Origin of the sequence: Streptomyces sp. MMG1121, assembly GCF_001280015.1 — a bacterium.
GTDB lineage: Bacteria > Actinomycetota > Actinomycetes > Streptomycetales > Streptomycetaceae > Streptomyces.
In genome coordinates this window covers 1-16,663 of record NZ_LGDV01000216.1, presented here as the reverse complement: position 1 = coordinate 16,663, position 16,663 = coordinate 1, and the positions used below count along the sequence as shown (strand labels likewise).

Here is a 16,663-nt window from a genome sequence, read left to right as displayed (position 1 = left end):
CCTGTGCTTCACCGCAATGCTCCGCCGTCCCCCGAGGGACGACTTCGGCTCGTGCAGCGTTGTCAGCACCGCCCGATCGCCCACGTGGCAGCCGAGACGGGGATCTCCCGTGCCTGCGCGTCGAAATGGGTCAACCACTACCGTCAGCACAGTGAACTCGGGCTGCTAGACCGCTCCTCCACACCTCGGCGCCAGCCAACGGCCACGAGCTCTGATGTCGTCGCCAGGATCGAGGCACTCCGCCGTGCCGAGAAGTGGTCCGCCTTCCGGATCGCATTCGAGCTCCAGACCGAAGGGATCTCACTCAGTCGCCGCACCGTGTCGCGGCATCTGCTCGCCCTCGGCCTGAACCGGCGCCGGTCCATCGATCCCAGCGGCGACCTCAACCGGGAACCGCGGAAGATCACCGCTCGCCGTCCGGGACACATGGTCCACATCGACGTGAAGAAGGTCGGCCGGATCCCAGATGGCGGTGGCTGGCGGGTCCACGGGCGCGGAAGCCGTCAGGCCAAGACTGTCGAGCGGCGCAAGAACAACGGCGCACGCGGCGGCTACGTCTACCTGCACTCCGCCGTCGACGGCTCCAATCAGCTTGCCTACACCGAAGCGCTGCCCGACGAGGAGGCCGTCACCGCCATCGCGTTTCTGCACCGCGCCAGGGCCTGGTTCGCAGCCCACGGCATCGTCCGTATCGAACGCATCGTCACGGACAACGGCGCCTGCTACCGCGCCGGCACATTCGCCCGGGCCATGCTCGGGGCGCGACACCAGCGCATCACGCCGTACACGCCTCGCCACAACGGCAAGGTGGAGCGCTACAACCGAATCATCGCCGAAGAGTTCCCCTACGCCCGTCGCTGGGCCTCGGAGGATCAGCGCCGAGATGCCCTTGACGTCTGGAACATCCGCTACAACTACCACCGGCCTCACGGTGCAGTTGGAGGCCAACCGCCAGCCCGGCGACTACGCGCAGGCGTAACCAACGTCATGTCCTCATACAAGGCGATCGCCGTTCGGCCTCGGGAAGCGCGACCAAGTCGCTGTGGTGCGCACTGAGCGATCCCACTGACGTCGTCGGCGTCGGTTCGGGTGTCCATCTCGCCAGTGGGATGTCAGTATGACGGCGCTGTTGGCTTGTTCCGGATCGCTCAGGGGCGTACGCGAATGACGGTCTTGCCCCTGCGCCGCTCGGTCGGGTTGAGCGCGGGGACGGCGTCGTCGAGGGGCACCACTGTTGCAATGTGCGTGCGAAGGCGCCCGTCCCTTACCCGGTCGACGATCTCCACCAACTGACCCGGAACGGACTCGACGACGAAGTCGACGGCCAATCCGTCGACAGGACGAGCCTCAACAGGTCCGACCACCGACACCAGCGTCCCACCAGAGCGGATGATGCTCGCCGAGCGCCTTTGGACGTCACCGCCGATGACATCGAAGACCAGGTCGACCCCGCCGATGTCGCTGAGATCCTCGTGCTCGAGGTCGAGGAACTCGTTAGCGCCGAAGTCGAGCGCCGCCTGGCGGTCCGCCGCCCGACCGGTACCGATGACATAGGCGCCGAACTCCCGGGCGAGCTGTGTCACCACAGATCCGACCGCGCCGGCGGCGCCGTGTGCGAGGACGCTCTGCCCTGCCTGCAGACGACCGTGCTGGAACAGGCCCTGCCACGCGGTCAGGCCGGAGATCGGCAGACTCGCACCCACCGTGAAGTCGACGTTCCCCGGCAGCGGCGCAAGGTTGCGTGCCTCCACGGCCACGTACTCGGCCAGCGTTCCATCGCGGTGCCAGTCCGTGATCCCGAACACCCGCTGTCCCGGCGAGAGTCCCGTCGTGCCGTAACCGAGGGAGGAGACCACTCCGGCGAACTCGTGGCCGATGATCGCCTGGGCGCGATCGTGACCGGAGCGATCGACCCATGTCGAGGGCCACTCCCACTCAGCGGGGACGAAGCCCGACGCGTGGACTTCAACGACGACGTCGTTGATCGCCGGCGTCGGCTCAGGCCGCTCCGCGAGCGTGATCCCGGCTGCTTCCGCGGCCTGATCCATCACGATGATCGCCTTCATGGGTGCCTCCGTATATCTCGTGTTCGCCATATCCCGTGTTCGCCGAGCGAGACTCTGGGCGTTGAGAACTCTTTCCCCAAGCGTCAGGCGCCGACGATCTTGCGCGGCCAGTATCGTTCCTGATGTGCAGCGTGCGGTGCCGTCGGCCCCTTGGATCTAACACTTAAGGTGGAACCAACCCGAGCCGGTATCGCCAACGCCTCCGTGCGATCCGCAGACCCGGAACGCAGCGACATCCTTGTCCAGATACATGGACCGATCCTCCAGAGGTGTTCCCGAGCGGGGCTGATGTGCCGCGCCGGTTCGGCACACGGGTCCGGGTGCTCGGTGCCCCGGTGCGTGTCCGGTGTTCGGTCAGCCGTCGTGGAAGGGCCGCAAACCGGCGGGGTCGTGGTGTGCCGTGCGGGGGAAGGGTTCGGGCAGTGCTGCATGGCGGAGGTGCTCGGCGAGCGCCGCGACGGCCGGCGAGGCGCGGTTCTTGACGCCCCAGGCCAGCAGATGGTGGCGGCGGGCCCAGGGGTCCTGCAGTTCGCACACGTCGAGCCCCTGGTGGGTGTCGACAGCGCGACGCGGTACGACGGCGAGCCCGACGCCGGCGGCAACGAGGGCGAGGAGGGTGTTGAGGTTGGCGACGGTGGTGCGGTAACGCACCACCGGAGCATGTGGACCGAGGTGCTTCTCGATCCAGCGGCGCAGCGAGGAGCCGGCGTTGAGTCCGACGAGAGGGTGCTCGGAGGCTTCGCCGTAGGTCAGCGCGGTCCGTCCGGCGAGGATCCCTCCGCTCTGGCCGATCACGACGAGGGAGTCGTCGCCGAGCGGCTCCATGCGCAGGCCGCAGTCGCGGGCCTCGTCGTCGAGGACGACTCCCAAGTCCGCCTCGCCGTCGGCGAGCATCCGCACGGTCTGAGGGGTGCGGCTCTCGGACACCGTGACGTCGACGTCCGGGTGCGCCCGGAGGAACGAGACCAGGGCCTGTGGCACAAGGCGGTGCATCGCGGAGCCGCCGCCCAGCAGGGTCAGCGGAGCGGTCGGGGACCGGGTGTAGCTGGCGACGGCGCTCTCGAGCCGCGCGGTCCGGTCGAGCACGTCGCGCGCGTGGCGGGCCAGGGTCGTCCCCGCCGGCGTGGGCCGCACGCCCCGCCGACCGCGGATCAGCAGCGTCACGCCGGCGTGGTGCTCCAGCGAGCGCACCCTGGCGCTGGCCGAGGGCAGGCTCAGGTGCATCCGGTGGGCGCCTGCTGTGATCGACCCCTCCGTCACGATATGGAGAAAGAGCCGGAGGTCGTCCAAGTCATAGCGCACCTTGCCAGCCTATGTCTCAGACTTAGACTGGGTGTGCCGATTACACATTGTGAACCCGTCGGTCACGAGGCGATGCTCGGCGTGTGTCCGATCTGCTGCTTGTCCTGCTGGCCGGTGTCGCCGCCGGAGTACTGAACGCCATGGGCGGTGGGGGCACGTTCGTGGCGCTGCCCGCACTCGTCGCGTTCGGCCTGTCGCCGGTGACGGCGAACGCATTGTCGCGGGTCGCCCTCGTGCCCGGCGCCGTAACCAGCGCGTGGGTGTACCGACGCGAACTCACCCCGGTCGGGGCGGCGTCCACAAAGGCGCTGACCGTGATCAGTGCGATCGGCGGCGGAGTCGGCGCCGGCCTCCTGCTGGCACTGCCGGCATCGTCGTTCGACGCCGCGGCGCCGTGGCTGCTCGCCTTCGCCACAGTGCTCCTCGCCTGCGGACGCCGTCTCTCCCAGCTGCTGAGCAGTGCGCTGGGACGCTCGATCCGCATGAGTTCCCGAACCATCCTGATCGGACAGTTCTTCCTCGCCGTGTACGGCGGATACTTCGGCGGAGCCGTAGGCATCATGATGCTGGCCCTGTGGACCATCGGCCTCGGCCTCGACGCAGCGGTCAGCAACCCGATGCGGATCGCGCAGTTCGCGGCCGTCTATCTCAGCGCGACCGCACTGTTCCTGGTCGCCTCGGACGCACTGAGCGCTCCACTCCTCCTCACGGCCATGCTGATCGGCGCAGTGGCCGGCGGCTTCGCGGGCGCTCATCTCGCCCGCCGTCTCCCCGCCTGGCTGCTGCGAAGCGTCATCCTGACCACCGCCGCGACCACGACCGTCCTGTATTTCCTGCGCGGCTGACCATGCAGCGAAGCCGCGCTTGATCATCCCCATCATCGAGAGCCAAGGCTGACTGGCATGAGCGAAGACGACACGGGAGCCACTGGACCGTACACGGATGCGGCGCGAGCGAGACTGGTGATGGCCTACGAGGCATGCGAACTGGCCGACCTTGCGCGTGCAGCCGTCCCGATCGGCAAGCACGAGCTGAACCCCGACGGCACCAACCGTTCGCCAGGAAACGTGCTTGCCGCCGCCCGGGTGCTCTCAGCCGCAGAGCGGTTCTTCGAGGCCGCTGCCGTGCTGGAGCGGATGGGTGGTGCCGACTGGCAGCTCATCGGCGACGTCCTGGAGGTGCCTCCACGTACCGCCCTGGCGCGCTTCGCGATGGCTGAAGAAACCTTCCGGGAACTGCTCTCCTCCGAAGGGGTCGAAGCCGCCGATGAGGCGAGTAGGTTGCGCGCCTACATGGCCAGAGAACCGCTGGAAGTGGCCCTCGACCTCGACGACTGGGTCCTGCGCCACGAGGACGGCGACAGCGACCTCGGTACCACGCCGGTCTCCGGCGGCCTGGTCCGCAAGGATCCTCGACGACGCACCGGGAAGCACCCCTGACGCGCGAACAGGAATCAGTGATCGCGACAGGCACCCACCGTGCCTTCAGCCGCGGAAAGCGCCGGACGGCCGTGAGATGAGGATCGAGCTTGGCCGACAACCCGGACGACACGTACGGGTCCTGGCCGGCCGAGCTCGGGCTGGGCGATCCTCCCCACCCAATGGCGCCCCGTGGACCACGGTGTTACGGCTCAGCCGGTCCGGCTCTCATCCGCTTATGACCGGTTGTGTCGGTCTGGAGGTGGTGATGGAGGTCGATGCTGGTGTTACCCGCGACAGTGCGGGATGGTGGCACCACCCCGTCCGGCCGCATCGTGTTCGCGACGACTTCTGTGTCCGGGACGTCCCACTGGTCGGCCGGGGGAGTTCCGCCGACTTGGGTGCGGGTCGGCCGTGCGGCTCAAGTGACTGGCCGAGACGGGGGCTCAGCGTGGCGCCGGGGGGATGGCGATGACGGATCGGGCGTCGCGCAAGGCCGTGCGCAGGTGGTCGTTGTCGGCGCTGAGGCGTTGGATGGCGGCGATGGCGCGGGCGAGTTGGTGGACGAGGTCGCGTTTCTCGCGACCGAGCCGAGCGTTGTCGGTCTTCAGCTTGGTGAACGCCTCGGTGCTCGCCGTGCCGGTGCCTGCGGGCCGGGACCGGGACAGCTCGTCGCCCGCATCCCACCCCAAGCACCGTCTGCGCTCGAACGGCGGCGGCGGACGTGAAGGGGATGCCGCGTACGCTTAGTCCGTTTTGGACTCTTGGAATCCCACCACGGCCGCGCCGTGCTCGTGAGCCCACTCAGTCAGCACGGCGATCGGCTTCACTAGCGTCCGGCCCAAGTCGGTCAGTACGTACTCGACCTTCCCGGCCTCGGCGTGGCGGTCGACCAGGCCGTACCCCTGCAACCGCCGCAGCGTCTGGGTCAGCACTTTCCGCGATATTCCGCCGATCAGGTCGACCAGCTCGCCGTGTCTGCACGATTCCCGACTCAACGCGAACAGCACGGCCACCGCCCACTTGTCGGCGATGATCTCGATCGCCAGCCGAGCCGGGCAGTCGGCGAGGAAGACACTGCCGGAGTACTCACGCATGCCCCGACGGTAGCCCGCTGCCAGGAACCTGGAGGTACCTACCGCCTCACTAGCGTCCACGGCAGAAGCTATCGAACAGGGGAACCGAGTGAGAGCAGAGACCGAATGGCCGGGCGGGCGGAAGATCGTCGCGCTGGTCACCGTCGCGTTGGAGCTGTGGTCACCCGGGTACTGGCCCGCCTACGCGCCGATGGCCGCGGCGTGGCCGCTGTCCGGCATCGACGACACGCACAGCACCTCCTGGGCGGACTACGGCGTCACCACCGGCATCTGGCGGCTGCTCGACGTCCTCGGTGACCTGCCCGCCACCGTCGGCGTCAACGGACTGGTGGCCGAGCGGCACCCCGAGACCGTCAAGGCCGTGCACGAGGCGGGTCACGAGATCGCCGCACACTCCTGGGCCCAGGACGTGGTCCCCGCCCTGCTCGATGTCGATGCCGAGCGGACCAATATCCGTCGCTGCACCGACATCCTTCGCCGAGTCACCGGCGTTCGACCGACGGGGTGGATGAGCCCACGCGCCACCGGTTCGAGGCACACTGTCGATCTGCTCGCCGAGGCCGGCTACCGCTGGACCGGCGACCACGGCGACCACGACCTCCCGCAGGTCCTGTCCACCGCACACGGTCCTCTGGTCTCCCTCATGCACAGCGACCACTCCGACGTCCGCGACGCCGCGGCCGACCCGTACGCCTACCGCGACCTGCACCATGAGCTACTGAACCAGATGCTCGCCGCCCCCGGTCCAGGCGTCTTCCGCCTGACCATCCACGCCCACGTCGCAGGCCGACCGCTCCTCGCGGGCATGGTCGGCCAGATCCTCGACCACATCCGTGAGTCCGGCGATGTCTGGGTCGCCACCCACGCCCAGGTGGCCGAACACGTTCTGACACAGCAAGGAAGAACTCCATGACCCACGTCCTCGTCGTCGGCGGCACCGGAGCCATGGGCAGCCACGTGATCCAACACCTACTGACCACCACCGACGCCACCATCACCGTCCCCACGCGCCACCCGGAGTCCGCCCACGCCACCGAACTCGCCGCCACCGCACCCCACCGCGTGCGACTGGTCCGCTCCGACTCGGCGGCCCTCGAGGTCCTGATCGGGCAGGCCGACCGCGTGTTCGCCAACACCGACTTCTTCGCGACGGGCAGCGCCGTGGGTGAGTATCGGCAAGGGCTGCACTTGCTGGCCGCCGCGGAGCGGGCCGGCGTGGAGCGTTTCATCTGGTCCTCGTTGGACAGCGCGGTGTCCCTGACCGGCCGTCCCGTCCCGCACTTCGACAGCAAAGCCGCCGTCGCCGCCCACATCGATCTGATGCGGTCGGAGGAAATGCTCCGAAAGGAGACCGACGGCTGGTACACGGACCACGTCTCGGTGCTGACCACGGCGCCGTACTTCGAAAACCTGCGGGACCGACTCACCCCCCGACCGGACGGCCGAGGCGGCCTGACCTTCAGGCTCCCCCTCGGCGCCGCCCACTACCCGCTCGTCGCCCTCGACGACATCGCCTGGTTCGCCTGCCACATGTTCGACAACTGGCAGTCCTGGGGTGCCCGTGACCTCGCGGTGATCGGCGACAGCCTCACCGGCGACGAGATCGCCGCCACCTTCGCTCAGGTCACGGGCACCCCCAGCACCTACATCCCGATGCCGCATGACGACCTGCGCGCCACCGTCCCCGACTTCAGCCACGACTACGCAGCGATGTTCCAGTTCTTCGCCGACCGTGATCTCTACACCCGAGACCGGGACATCAACCTCCTGCGCCGCCTGCACCCCGACTTGATGACCTTCGAGGACTGGCTCCACCACACCGGATGGACGGGATGACCACCCACCACGTCAAGTCCGAACGCGGGCACGCACGACAGGACTCGTTACTCCGGACCGGGGCCGACTCCAGCCTGAGATCCGGCAAACCTGGCGTGGCACACACCATGGCGAGGGGCGAGGTGGCGGCCACAGCAGGTACTCCTTCGGGTCGGCGGGCGTGCGGGAGGTCTGCCGACGGAGACGTCGCCCTTGCGTAGCGAGTCGAGCAAGGTCTGGAAGTTCTGCCCCTGGCTGGGCGTGAGCTGGGGGAACCGCGGGTCGGGAGGAATCGCCGGAGGGACCGGCTGAATGTGCGGAGTGTTGGAGGGCAGGGGGCGGCATCTTGACTCGGGACTGGGCGCTGTCCAGTGCGTGAGGGATGTTGCCGAGCGGGTTGATGTGCGTGTCGCCGGCTATGAGGGTGTGCAGGCCGCCATCGTGGCCGTCGCCTGCAGGAAGTGGCGCGGCCCGTCGAAGGCACGGGGGAAGCGCAGCGCCTCCTGCACGACCTAGACGATGGCGGTCAGCCGGTCCGCGAACCTGCGGGGCGGGCGGCCGGTTCAGCCGGCCAACTGCCGCAGCCATTCACGCAGCAGAGCCGTCTCCGTGTCGCGCAGCAACACCCCAGATCCGGCGGCCGGGGGCTCGGCGGTCAGCGCGGTTTCGAGTGCGGCATCAAGGGCGAGTGCGCGCGAGGCCAGGTCCGAGCCGGATGGGGCGGGCGAGTCCGTGGTGACTGAGGCGATGACGGTGTCTCGCAGTCGTGCCGAAGTGGTCATGTCCCGCTGCGCGGGCTCTTCGCCGATCAGCGCCAGCGTGGCCCCCGTCGTCGCCGCGTGGATGACGCGGGTTGCCTGCTCCACCGGAATCCGGAGGCGTCCGGCCTCGGCCACCCGGCCCAGCAGCCTCACCAGCAGGGCGTGGGCCTCGTCCGCGGCCGGGGGCCGCAGCCCGGGCCGCACCGTGCCGTACATGAGCATGTAGAACGCGGGGTGCTGTACTCCGAAGTCGACGTGCAGGTCCCAGCCGCGGTAGAGATCGGCCACCGGGTCGTCGGGGGTCAGCGCCAAGGCCTCCCGTTTCTCGGCCAGGTACATCTCGAATCCGTAGGCGGCCAACTCGGCCAGGAGTCCGTCCTTGTCGTCGAACATCCGGTAGAGCGCGGGGGCCGTTGTGCCCGCGGCTGCGGCGACGGCGCGCGTGGAGACCGCTTCGCTGCCATCCTCCTCCAACAGCTTGGCGGCCACTTGCAGCACGTGGCGTCGAGCGGCGCGTCGTTCCTCGTTCATGGAACAACGATATCTCATATTGCGTATCACCGCCCTATCGGTGTTACGCTCAAAACCGGAACACCGATCCAAGCGGAGGGCGGCCGGCGCCTGCCCGCGACACCCGGGCATGTGCCGCACCGTTCCCGGTCCCCCGGCACCCGACGCCTGGATCAGCACGACCTGTCGCCGCAGCGGGCAGCTCATCGCCTGCCGGCGCCACCACTGAACACGCCGCCACCGCGGCAGAAAAGGAACACCCGTGTCCGACATCTCGATCGTCATCGCGTCGCATTCCGGCTACGGCCACACCGCTCAGATCGCCGCGGCCGTGGCCGACGGCGCGCGCTCCATCGCCGCAACGCACGTCCAGCGGTTGGACGTCGCCTCCCTCAGCGGCGCCGACTGGGAGCTGATGGATGCCGCGGACGCCATCATCTTCGGTACCCCCACCTACATGGGCTCCGCATCGGGGGCCTTCCACGCCTTCGCCGAGGCCACCAGCAAGCGGTGGAGCACCCGCGCCTGGAGCGACAAGCTCGCGGCGGGATTCACCAACTCCGGCTCCATGAGCGGCGACAAGATGCACACCCTGCAGTACCTGGCGCTGCTGGCGGCCCAGCACGGAATGCTCTGGGTGAGCCTGGGCCTCCTGCCCGGCTGGAACACCACCGCGTCCAGCCCCCAGGACGACAACCGCCTCGGCTTCTACCTCGGCGCCGGTGCGCAGAGCTTCAACGACACCCCCGCCGTCCACGACGCGGACCTGAACACCGCCCGCCACCTCGGCCGGCGCGTGGCCGAGCACACCCATATCCACCGCGCCGGGCTGACCGCCGCAGCGCACTGACGCAACGGCCCGCCGAACCATGCCTTCCCAAGGCCAGGGACCTGTTCGGGGCGGAGGCCTGCCCGTTAGGCGATTACGAAGAGTGATGCTTCTTGGCCGGCGGAACGGCTGGCGACGGCGGGCCGGTGTCGTGCGGCCGGGGTTGTTATGCGGGGTCGGTGCGTTCCCAGATCTGGCGGGATGCTTCGAGCGGGTAGGCGATGTCGGCGGGCGGGAGGTTCCAGAGCCTTGTGGTGGGCTGGTCGGGGGTGAAGCGCGGCCAGCCGGGGTCGCCGGTCCGTGCGAAGGAGGTCCAGGCCGTGCGCAGGCGCTCGGACAGGTCGGCGAAGTCGGCGGACGGTGGTGAGCCCAGGAACCGTGCCGCGTAACGGCTGTTGGGGTTGCCGAAGGTGAACGGGACGTCGACGCCGTGGGCCGCCCCGAGGGAGGGGCCTTGCCAGGTGAAGTCGTAGAGCCAGGTCCGGCCGCCGGCGCGTGCGTGGGCCTGGGCGACGCGGGTGGTCGGCATCCGCACCAGCGCGTCGGACAGCACCACTGTGAACAGGGCGTTGTCGGGGAGCCCCGGGTAGTTCTCGCGGTAGGCGGCGGCTGCGTCTTTGCCGAGGCCGACGGCTTCGGTGACCTGCCGCAGGTCTATGTCCTTCGCCGCGGGGACCGGGCCCTGGCCTCGGTATTCCTCGTGGGTGAACCCGCAGACCAGGTCGACGTCACTGACCGCGCCCGCCTCGAAGGCGGTCCAGGGCTGTCCGGTCACCAGGTCGTCGTCGACGACGGGGCCGAACGCGGTGAAGCCGTCCTCTGGGCTGCGCAGTGGCGCGTCCTGGACCGCCAGGAGCGCCTCGGGCGGCAGTGAGGCCAGCGCGTCCTGGGTCGCGGGGACGTCCGCGGCTTGCGCGATCGCCGCGGTGACCGCATGGGCCTCGGTGCGGGTGCGGGCCCCTGCCGGGATGCTCTGGGCGATCGCGCGCCGGAGCAGGCCACGCGCCGCGGGGGCGGAAGACAGCAGGACGGCGGACGCGGCTCCGGCCGACTGGCCGAACACGGTCACATTCGCGCTGTCACCGCCGAACGCGGCGATGTTGTCCTGGACCCACTGAAGGGCGGCAATCTGGTCGCGCAGCCCGCGGTTGTCCGCGACGCCCGGCAGGTGGCCGAAGCCCTCGAAGCCGACCCGGTAGTTGAAGGTCACCACGACGACACCCGAACCCGCGAGCGCGGAGGCGTCGTACTGCGGCATGCTCGCCGAGCCGTACTTCCACATGCCTCCGTAGATCCACACCATGACCGGCAAGCCGGCTGCACCGGGGTCGGGGGTCCACACGTTCACGGTCAGGCAGTCCAGCCCGTCCCCGGGCCGCCACATCGCCGGTGCCCCGGGCGCCGGGGCGAGTTGCGGGGGCGCGGCCCCGAACGCGATGGCGTCACGGACACCGTCCCACCGTGAGGGCGGCGCGGGGGGCTGGAACCTCAGCGGGCCCTCGGGCGGGGCGGCGAACGGGATCCCCTGGAAGCACGTGATCTGGTCCCGGCTCGTCCCGCGGATCTTTCCCGCGGACGTGACCACCACTGTCATGTTTCCCTCCTCGGCCAAGCACCTGACCGCGACGGGCCAGCGTGATTCTACGGCTCAGTGGCGGCCCTCCCTCTGCTCACCGCTCCGCGCCGGTGTGCAGGGCTGGGTTGCAGGCGGGTGGGGCTATGTGGAGGGTGTCGTTGGTGTACTCGCCGAAGCGGAGCACGTTCTCGGCCCGGTAGGGGCTGAGGACCCCGAGGTCGGCCGGGTGGAGGGGCGCGTCGGCCGGTGGCTTGACCTGGAAGAGTTCAACGGGCCAGGCATGAAAGGCAGTCACGGATGGCCGGGCGCCGCGGGGAGTTCGCGGCACCGCAGCGGTGCTTCTGCCGGAGCCGCGGGCCGTGCCCCGGCAGACCCGCTGCGGAGCAGAACTGCTGGCTGGTCGGGTCGCCCGGGGGTGAGATTCTCCCGGGCGACCCGGCCAGTGCCGTTCCGCGTCTACCGGAGGCGGAAGCCGAGGTGCGGATCGGTGTCGGCCAGCTCACAGCTGGCGTCCCACAGGCGGGCCGCGACGGCCCGGTCGGCCATATGGGAGGGGACGGGCTCTCGCCGTGGTGAGCCACGCAGGCCGAAGACCCTCGGTCCCCACAACTGTCCTCCTGCCACCTCCGAGTCGAGGACGGCACGGACTGCGGGCCATGCTCCAGCGTCCTTGCCCTGCACCACGAGCCCCGCAGGCATGGCCCGCAGTCGCTTCGCGAGGGTTGTCACGTGTACCGGCGGGCACGACGGGGTGAGGGCGTCCAGTGCGCCGCCGGGGTGGGCCACCACACTGAGTACCGTGCTGCCGGCGGCGCGCAGGCGGCGATCGAGCTCGAAACCGAAGCACATCTGCGCCAGCTTCGACCGGCCGTAGGTGCGCTTGGGCCGGTAGTCCTGTCTCGACTGCAGATCACCCAAGTCCAGTCGCTCGGACCGTGCGGCGAAGCTTCCCACCGTCACGATGCGACCTTCCGGCGCCGCGGACAGCAGGGGGGCCAGCCACCGGGTGAGCGCGAAGTGGCCGAGGTGGTTCGTGCCGAACATCAGCTCGTGGCCGTCCCCGGTCTCTCGACGCGGCGGATCGTCGAGCGCGACCCCGGCGTTGTGGACCACCGCGTCGAGATGGTCGAGATCCAGCGCATCCACGGCGGTCTGCAGGGACGACAGGTCGGCGAGGTCCAGTTGAAGGTGCCGTACGCGAGCACCGGGGACACGCGCATGGATAGAGGCCATGGCGGTGTCGGCCTTCGCGGCGTCCCGGCTGCCGAGGACGATGACGGCTCCGGTGGCGGCGAGCTGCTCCGCGACGAAGTAGCCGATCCCGGCGTTACCTCCGGTCACCAAAACGGTCCTGCCCTCGGCAGACGGCAGCCGGTGAACGTCCCACGGTCGGCTCTGGGATGCGGGAAGCATGAGGGCAGGCTCCTTGCTCTGAGGGAACGTGTGCTCGTGGGGAGCACCATCCCGACCACGGTCGCAAGCTCCACCGACACACCGCCTACAGATCACGGCCAGCGCCGACAGACTTCCGACACCCCTCCGGGGATCGAGGACCAGGACCGTTGTCCAGGCGAGGGCCTGGGGCAGCCACGTGTCGGAGTCACGCCGGGCCAGATGTCGGCGGGGCCCGGACCGGGCATGTATCGGAGCAGGTTCATGCGTTCTCCGCGGCGGATCGGGCGGGCTCGCTGTCCGCGGCGCGGGGCCGCGGAACGGTCGCCGCGGTGGGGTTGAGACGGGTGTCCATGTCGAGGTTCGCGTCACCGTAAGGCCGGACGTGGGACCAGAACAGCGGGGTCAGGCCGCGCCTGTCGGCGGGGTGAGGAGGTCCGCCCGTTCCAGTTCGCCGAGGATGTCCTGGAGTATCAGGGTGTTCACGTAGACCAGGGCGGATTGCAGGATGCGCGGGCACAGGACGAACATCTCCTGCTCGTCGCGCCGGTTCAAGGCGACCTCCCCGCCCTTGCCGTAGGCGATCACGGAGTTGGCGCCGTTGGAGGACTCCATCACGTGCAGGCCGTCCTCGATCTCCCGCTGAAAATCCCGCAGCCGCAGGTAACGGGCCACAAACATGGTCTTCTGCGCGCGGCCGACCTCCAGCATCGCCGTGTAGGTGGGATGGGAGGCGTTGCGGGTGAAGCGCGGCAGGATCGCCTCGGTCGACGCGGTACGCGTACGGATCGCGGTCGCATACTTGATCATCTGGTCGTACTGCTGGGTGATGAGTTCCCAGCGGATCGGACGGGTCAGCGCCGCAGCGAGGCGCGGTAGGCCTCCGGGGCGACGGCCGACGGCCGGTACAGCTTCACCTTGTTGATCCGCTTGATCCTGGGCAGCAGGTCGAAGTTCAGCAGCCTCGGGATGGCCGAAGTCGATTTCCGACTGGCCATACGCATCGGTGTAGTTGGCCTCCACGTCCATGGTGGTGCCGTGCCGCGTGGCGCCCTCGACCATCGCGGCGGCCTCGGAGACGGTGCAGTTGATCAGCTGGGAGTGCATGGCGAGCGACTTCTTCTCCACGTGCCAGTAGATGAGCACCCCGAGGCAGCCGTAGCGGGAGTGCCACTCGGTGAACAGGTTCTGGTCGTAGGCGCGCACGTGCGTGGAGTCGGAGGCGACCGCGGTCGAGCCCTGGCCCTACAGCTCGGTGCCGCGGGCGATCGGCTTCTTTGAGCATGTCGATGAGCGGCACGATGCACCACCGGCGCTTCTCCTCGCCCTTGATCCTGCGCAGGTTCTTCGGCTCGGGCTGGGCCTCAGCCGGATCGCCCCGGACTTCCGCTCGGCGACGTCCGGCCAGCTCAAGCGCGGCATCCCATCGTTCAACAGCGTCAGCTCGGTGGTCATCTGCTCCCGCAGCTCGTCGACGAAGTCGGCCGCGTCCAGCGGCTTGCGCAGCTCGCGGTAGTTCCCCTCGCGCCGCTCGGCGAAGTCCTGGGGCAGATCCTCATCGAGGTTGCGCCATTTGACTGCGCCGACCACCCAGATCTCCTTGCACTTGAGCTGGTCGCGGAGGGCCTGGAAGGCGACGACCTCGTAGACCATCCGCACCACCCGGCGCCGGCCGCGCTTGTCCGTGCGGTGGACGACCTCGGCCCAGTCCCCGGCCATCGCCTTGTGCACCGGCACGGTCTCGCCCAGCGGGTAGTCCGTGGTGTTGCCCGCCGCCGCGTACCGGGCCACCAGCGCCAACGCCTCGATCACCGGCCGGTGGGTGTGGTTGGACGAGCGGAACTCCAGCACGTCCAACAGCTTGATCAGCCCGCGCCGGTAGTGGTTGGTGCAGGACGCCTTCAAGCTGCCGTCCCGGTTCTTGCGCTCGGAGGGGAACAGCAAGGCACCGGGCCGGGTGTGGTAGCCGTCGAAGTGGCCCCACACATCCTCGATGAACCACCGCAGGTTGCGGTCGGCGATGTTGATCAGCGGCACCAGCCGCGGCTTCGGCCCGCGCCGCCGGGATCCCTTGCCGTGCCGGACATTGAGCTTGCCGAACTGGCCCAGCTCCCACCGGACGTCGTCCAAGTCGAGCATCCGGGCCTCGTTGATCAGCTGCCCCAGATCCGCCGCCAGCCGGGCCACCGCGTAATTGCGGGCGGCTGGGCCGAACTTGCGGCAGGTCACCAGCTCCTCACGTCATCCGGCGAACAGCACCTTGATCTCCGCTTCGCCGGCCGGGATCCGCAGTTGTGGTTCCGCCGAGGCCCGCGGCCGGTTCATCTCATCCAGCCGGCACTCCACCACACGGCCGGTCAGGTTGTGCAGCTCGACCTTGTGCCGCAGCTCAAGGAACTGGCACTCAAGGAACTGGAAGAACACCGCCGGCACACCCGCCCGCCCAGTCCGCGTCGACGGCTTCGCGTCGCGAAGCACCCTGCCGAAATAGACGTCTGCGTCGGCCGGCTCCATCTCCCACGGCGGACGGCCAAGCCAGTCCCGGATCAGCTCCAGGTGGTTGGTCTCGTTGCGGATCGTGCTGTCGACCAGACCGGCCAAGGCCAGCGCGAGCACGAACCCCGCCAGCACATCGGTCCCGAACTCGGCGAGCTCCTCCGCGCTCACCGGCGCCCGGTGCTCGCGCAGATCGCGCACTACGGCCAGAGCCAACCCACGCCTCCACGACTTCACCCAGACTGAAGGAATCCCGACAGAGATGGGGGTTACGCACTACGGACGAGGATGGCTCAGAACAGCCTGTGGCCATCCGGACGAGGTAAATAGCCCCAGGTCCAGGCACCTTCATCCGTGCCGGGAACCGGGAGACGAACGCGGAACTCGGGGACTATTGCTCATCCGTCCTGCACGGGCCGGCGGCGCCCGTAACCCGGGCAGGCGGATCCCGATTCGCCGGACAGTGAATGCTGCGGGGAAACACCGACCTGCCGAAACCTCAGCACCGGACACCGGCGCGCTTCCGCCCGTACGCCGCGAAGCACCGCGCGCCGCCCACCTCATCGGCACGCCGCCACCACCGGTCGGCTGAACGACACCGATCGCGCTTCCGTCCAGCCGACCGGAAAAGACCCAGGTCAGGGCGTGTGGCACTGCAGGGATTCACTGCGGCGGCACCGGCCCCCGGGACACCTGACTCACCGCCACTGTGCGATCCCCCGCCAGCCCGCCTTCGGAACAGCCAATCCTCTAACACGGATCGGCGCGGGGATTTCGCAGCGACACGCGGTGGCCATGGGGTGAGCGGGCGTCAGTAGATCATCCGGACGGCCTAATTGTCATTTAATCGCCCTTTCTTCTCTGGGTACTTCACATCCCGACCGAGAGACGGACGGCGCCACATATACCCCGATCGGCTCCCCGTCTCGGATTTTCGATATGACCGATATGACAGCTGTGAGTACGTTTGATCGCAGTCGGCTGACGAGCCGACATCTCCGAGATACAAGACGGGAGAAGCGACATGAAGCTCGCTCGTTCCACCATGGTGACCGCCTCTGCCGGAGCTGCCGCGGCACTCGCCGTCACCGGCATCACCTACGCCTCGGCGGCCTCCTCGCCGGCGCCCCAGGCGGCCCCGGCCGCCGTCGCCCCGGCCACCGCCCCACAGGCACCCTTCGGCGGCAACTCCGGGCAGGGCAACAACAACAGCAACAACAACAACAATGAAAGCCAGGGCAAGGGCAACGAAGGCAAGGGCAACGAAGGCCGGCGCGAGGAAGGCCGGGGCCACGAGGAGCACAGAAGGGAAGGCCGGATCTTCGTCAACGAGCGGTCCTACTCCGCCCGCCCCGGCGACTGCATCACCGTGATCAGCGGCCTGGGCGCCAAGACCCTCAA

17 protein-coding genes and 1 pseudogene are annotated in these 16,663 nt (G+C 69.0%); 7 read left to right on the top strand and 11 right to left on the bottom strand.

From position 1 onward, the window contains the following. The first annotated feature begins 3 nt into the window (after positions 1-3). Positions 4-1,056: an IS481 family transposase gene (locus ADK64_RS31555; RefSeq protein ID WP_053664638.1), complete on the top strand. Its 1,053-nt coding sequence runs from the start codon at positions 4-6 to the stop codon at positions 1,054-1,056. 92 nt (positions 1,057-1,148) lie between these two features. Here ADK64_RS31555 and ADK64_RS31550 read toward each other — a convergent pair whose 3' ends face one another. Together ADK64_RS31550 and ADK64_RS31545 are read right to left on the bottom strand one after the other, a co-directional pair. Then, positions 1,149-2,066, bottom strand: a complete 918-nt coding sequence (locus ADK64_RS31550) for an NADP-dependent oxidoreductase (protein ID WP_053664636.1) — start codon at positions 2,064-2,066, stop codon at positions 1,149-1,151. 354 nt (positions 2,067-2,420) lie between these two features. Beyond that, positions 2,421-3,368, bottom strand: a complete 948-nt coding sequence (locus ADK64_RS31545; protein ID WP_053664634.1) for a LysR family transcriptional regulator — start codon at positions 3,366-3,368, stop codon at positions 2,421-2,423. A gap of 83 nt (positions 3,369-3,451) precedes the next feature. Between ADK64_RS31545 and ADK64_RS31540 the strand changes: the two genes are divergently transcribed. Together ADK64_RS31540 and ADK64_RS31535 are read left to right on the top strand one after the other, a co-directional pair. Beyond that, positions 3,452-4,213 carry a sulfite exporter TauE/SafE family protein gene (locus ADK64_RS31540; protein WP_053664632.1) on the top strand — a complete coding sequence of 254 codons (762 nt, stop codon included), beginning with the start codon at positions 3,452-3,454 and terminating at the stop codon, positions 4,211-4,213. Between the two features lie 120 nt (positions 4,214-4,333). Further along, positions 4,334-4,807: a hypothetical protein gene (locus tag ADK64_RS31535; RefSeq protein WP_234384774.1), complete on the top strand. Its 474-nt coding sequence runs from the start codon at positions 4,334-4,336 to the stop codon at positions 4,805-4,807. Positions 4,808-5,232: 425 nt separating this feature from the next. On the opposite strand, the gene ADK64_RS31530 is transcribed toward ADK64_RS31535, so the two are convergent. Next, positions 5,233-5,478 carry a hypothetical protein gene (locus ADK64_RS31530; RefSeq protein ID WP_053664628.1) on the bottom strand — a complete coding sequence of 82 codons (246 nt, stop codon included), beginning with the start codon at positions 5,476-5,478 and terminating at the stop codon, positions 5,233-5,235. Between the two features lie 54 nt (positions 5,479-5,532). Then, positions 5,533-5,883, bottom strand: a complete 351-nt coding sequence (locus tag ADK64_RS31525) for a winged helix-turn-helix transcriptional regulator (RefSeq protein ID WP_053664626.1) — start codon at positions 5,881-5,883, stop codon at positions 5,533-5,535. Positions 5,884-5,971: 88 nt separating this feature from the next. On the opposite strand from ADK64_RS31525, the gene ADK64_RS31520 reads away from it, so the two are divergent. Together ADK64_RS31520 and ADK64_RS31515 are read left to right on the top strand one after the other, a co-directional pair. Beyond that, on the top strand, positions 5,972-6,796 hold the full coding sequence (locus ADK64_RS31520; RefSeq protein ID WP_078992951.1) for a polysaccharide deacetylase family protein: 825 nt from the start codon (positions 5,972-5,974) through the stop codon (positions 6,794-6,796). Further along, positions 6,793-7,719, top strand: coding sequence for an NmrA family NAD(P)-binding protein (locus tag ADK64_RS31515; RefSeq protein WP_053664622.1), 927 nt, complete (start codon positions 6,793-6,795; stop codon positions 7,717-7,719). Before ADK64_RS31520 ends, ADK64_RS31515 begins: the two co-directional genes overlap by 4 nt. Before the next feature lie 542 nt (positions 7,720-8,261). Here ADK64_RS31515 and ADK64_RS31505 read toward each other — a convergent pair. Beyond that, positions 8,262-8,990: a TetR/AcrR family transcriptional regulator gene (locus ADK64_RS31505; RefSeq protein ID WP_053664618.1), complete on the bottom strand. Its 729-nt coding sequence runs from the start codon at positions 8,988-8,990 to the stop codon at positions 8,262-8,264. A gap of 241 nt (positions 8,991-9,231) precedes the next feature. Here ADK64_RS31505 and ADK64_RS31500 point away from each other — a divergent pair, with 241 nt between their 5' ends. Continuing rightward, positions 9,232-9,819, top strand: coding sequence for a flavodoxin family protein (locus ADK64_RS31500; protein WP_053664616.1), 588 nt, complete (start codon positions 9,232-9,234; stop codon positions 9,817-9,819). A gap of 145 nt (positions 9,820-9,964) precedes the next feature. Here the strand turns inward: ADK64_RS31500 and ADK64_RS31495 are convergent, their stop codons facing one another. From ADK64_RS31495 to ADK64_RS47720, 6 genes are all read right to left on the bottom strand, one after another. Next, a complete protein-coding gene (locus tag ADK64_RS31495) occupies positions 9,965-11,392 on the bottom strand; it encodes a carboxylesterase/lipase family protein (protein ID WP_053664614.1) in 1,428 nt (475 codons plus the stop codon). Positions 11,393-11,468: 76 nt separating this feature from the next. Beyond that, a complete protein-coding gene (locus ADK64_RS31490) occupies positions 11,469-11,669 on the bottom strand; it encodes a hypothetical protein (protein ID WP_053664612.1) in 201 nt (66 codons plus the stop codon). 161 nt (positions 11,670-11,830) lie between these two features. Beyond that, on the bottom strand, positions 11,831-12,787 hold the full coding sequence (locus tag ADK64_RS31485) for an SDR family NAD(P)-dependent oxidoreductase (RefSeq protein WP_053664610.1): 957 nt from the start codon (positions 12,785-12,787) through the stop codon (positions 11,831-11,833). Positions 12,788-13,171: 384 nt separating this feature from the next. Then, positions 13,172-13,972, bottom strand: a complete 801-nt coding sequence (locus tag ADK64_RS31480) for a Tn3 family transposase (RefSeq protein WP_053664608.1) — start codon at positions 13,970-13,972, stop codon at positions 13,172-13,174. A gap of 39 nt (positions 13,973-14,011) precedes the next feature. Then, positions 14,012-14,995, bottom strand: coding sequence for a hypothetical protein (locus ADK64_RS47725; RefSeq protein WP_234384771.1), 984 nt, complete (start codon positions 14,993-14,995; stop codon positions 14,012-14,014). Positions 14,996-15,007: 12 nt separating this feature from the next. Beyond that, entirely contained in the window at positions 15,008-15,478 is a 471-nt protein-coding gene (locus ADK64_RS47720) for a hypothetical protein (protein WP_234384770.1), read from the bottom strand. A gap of 808 nt (positions 15,479-16,286) precedes the next feature. On the opposite strand from ADK64_RS47720, the pseudogene ADK64_RS31470 reads away from it, so the two are divergent. Beyond that, positions 16,287-16,663, top strand: a pseudogene (locus ADK64_RS31470) (hypothetical protein); the annotation flags it as partial.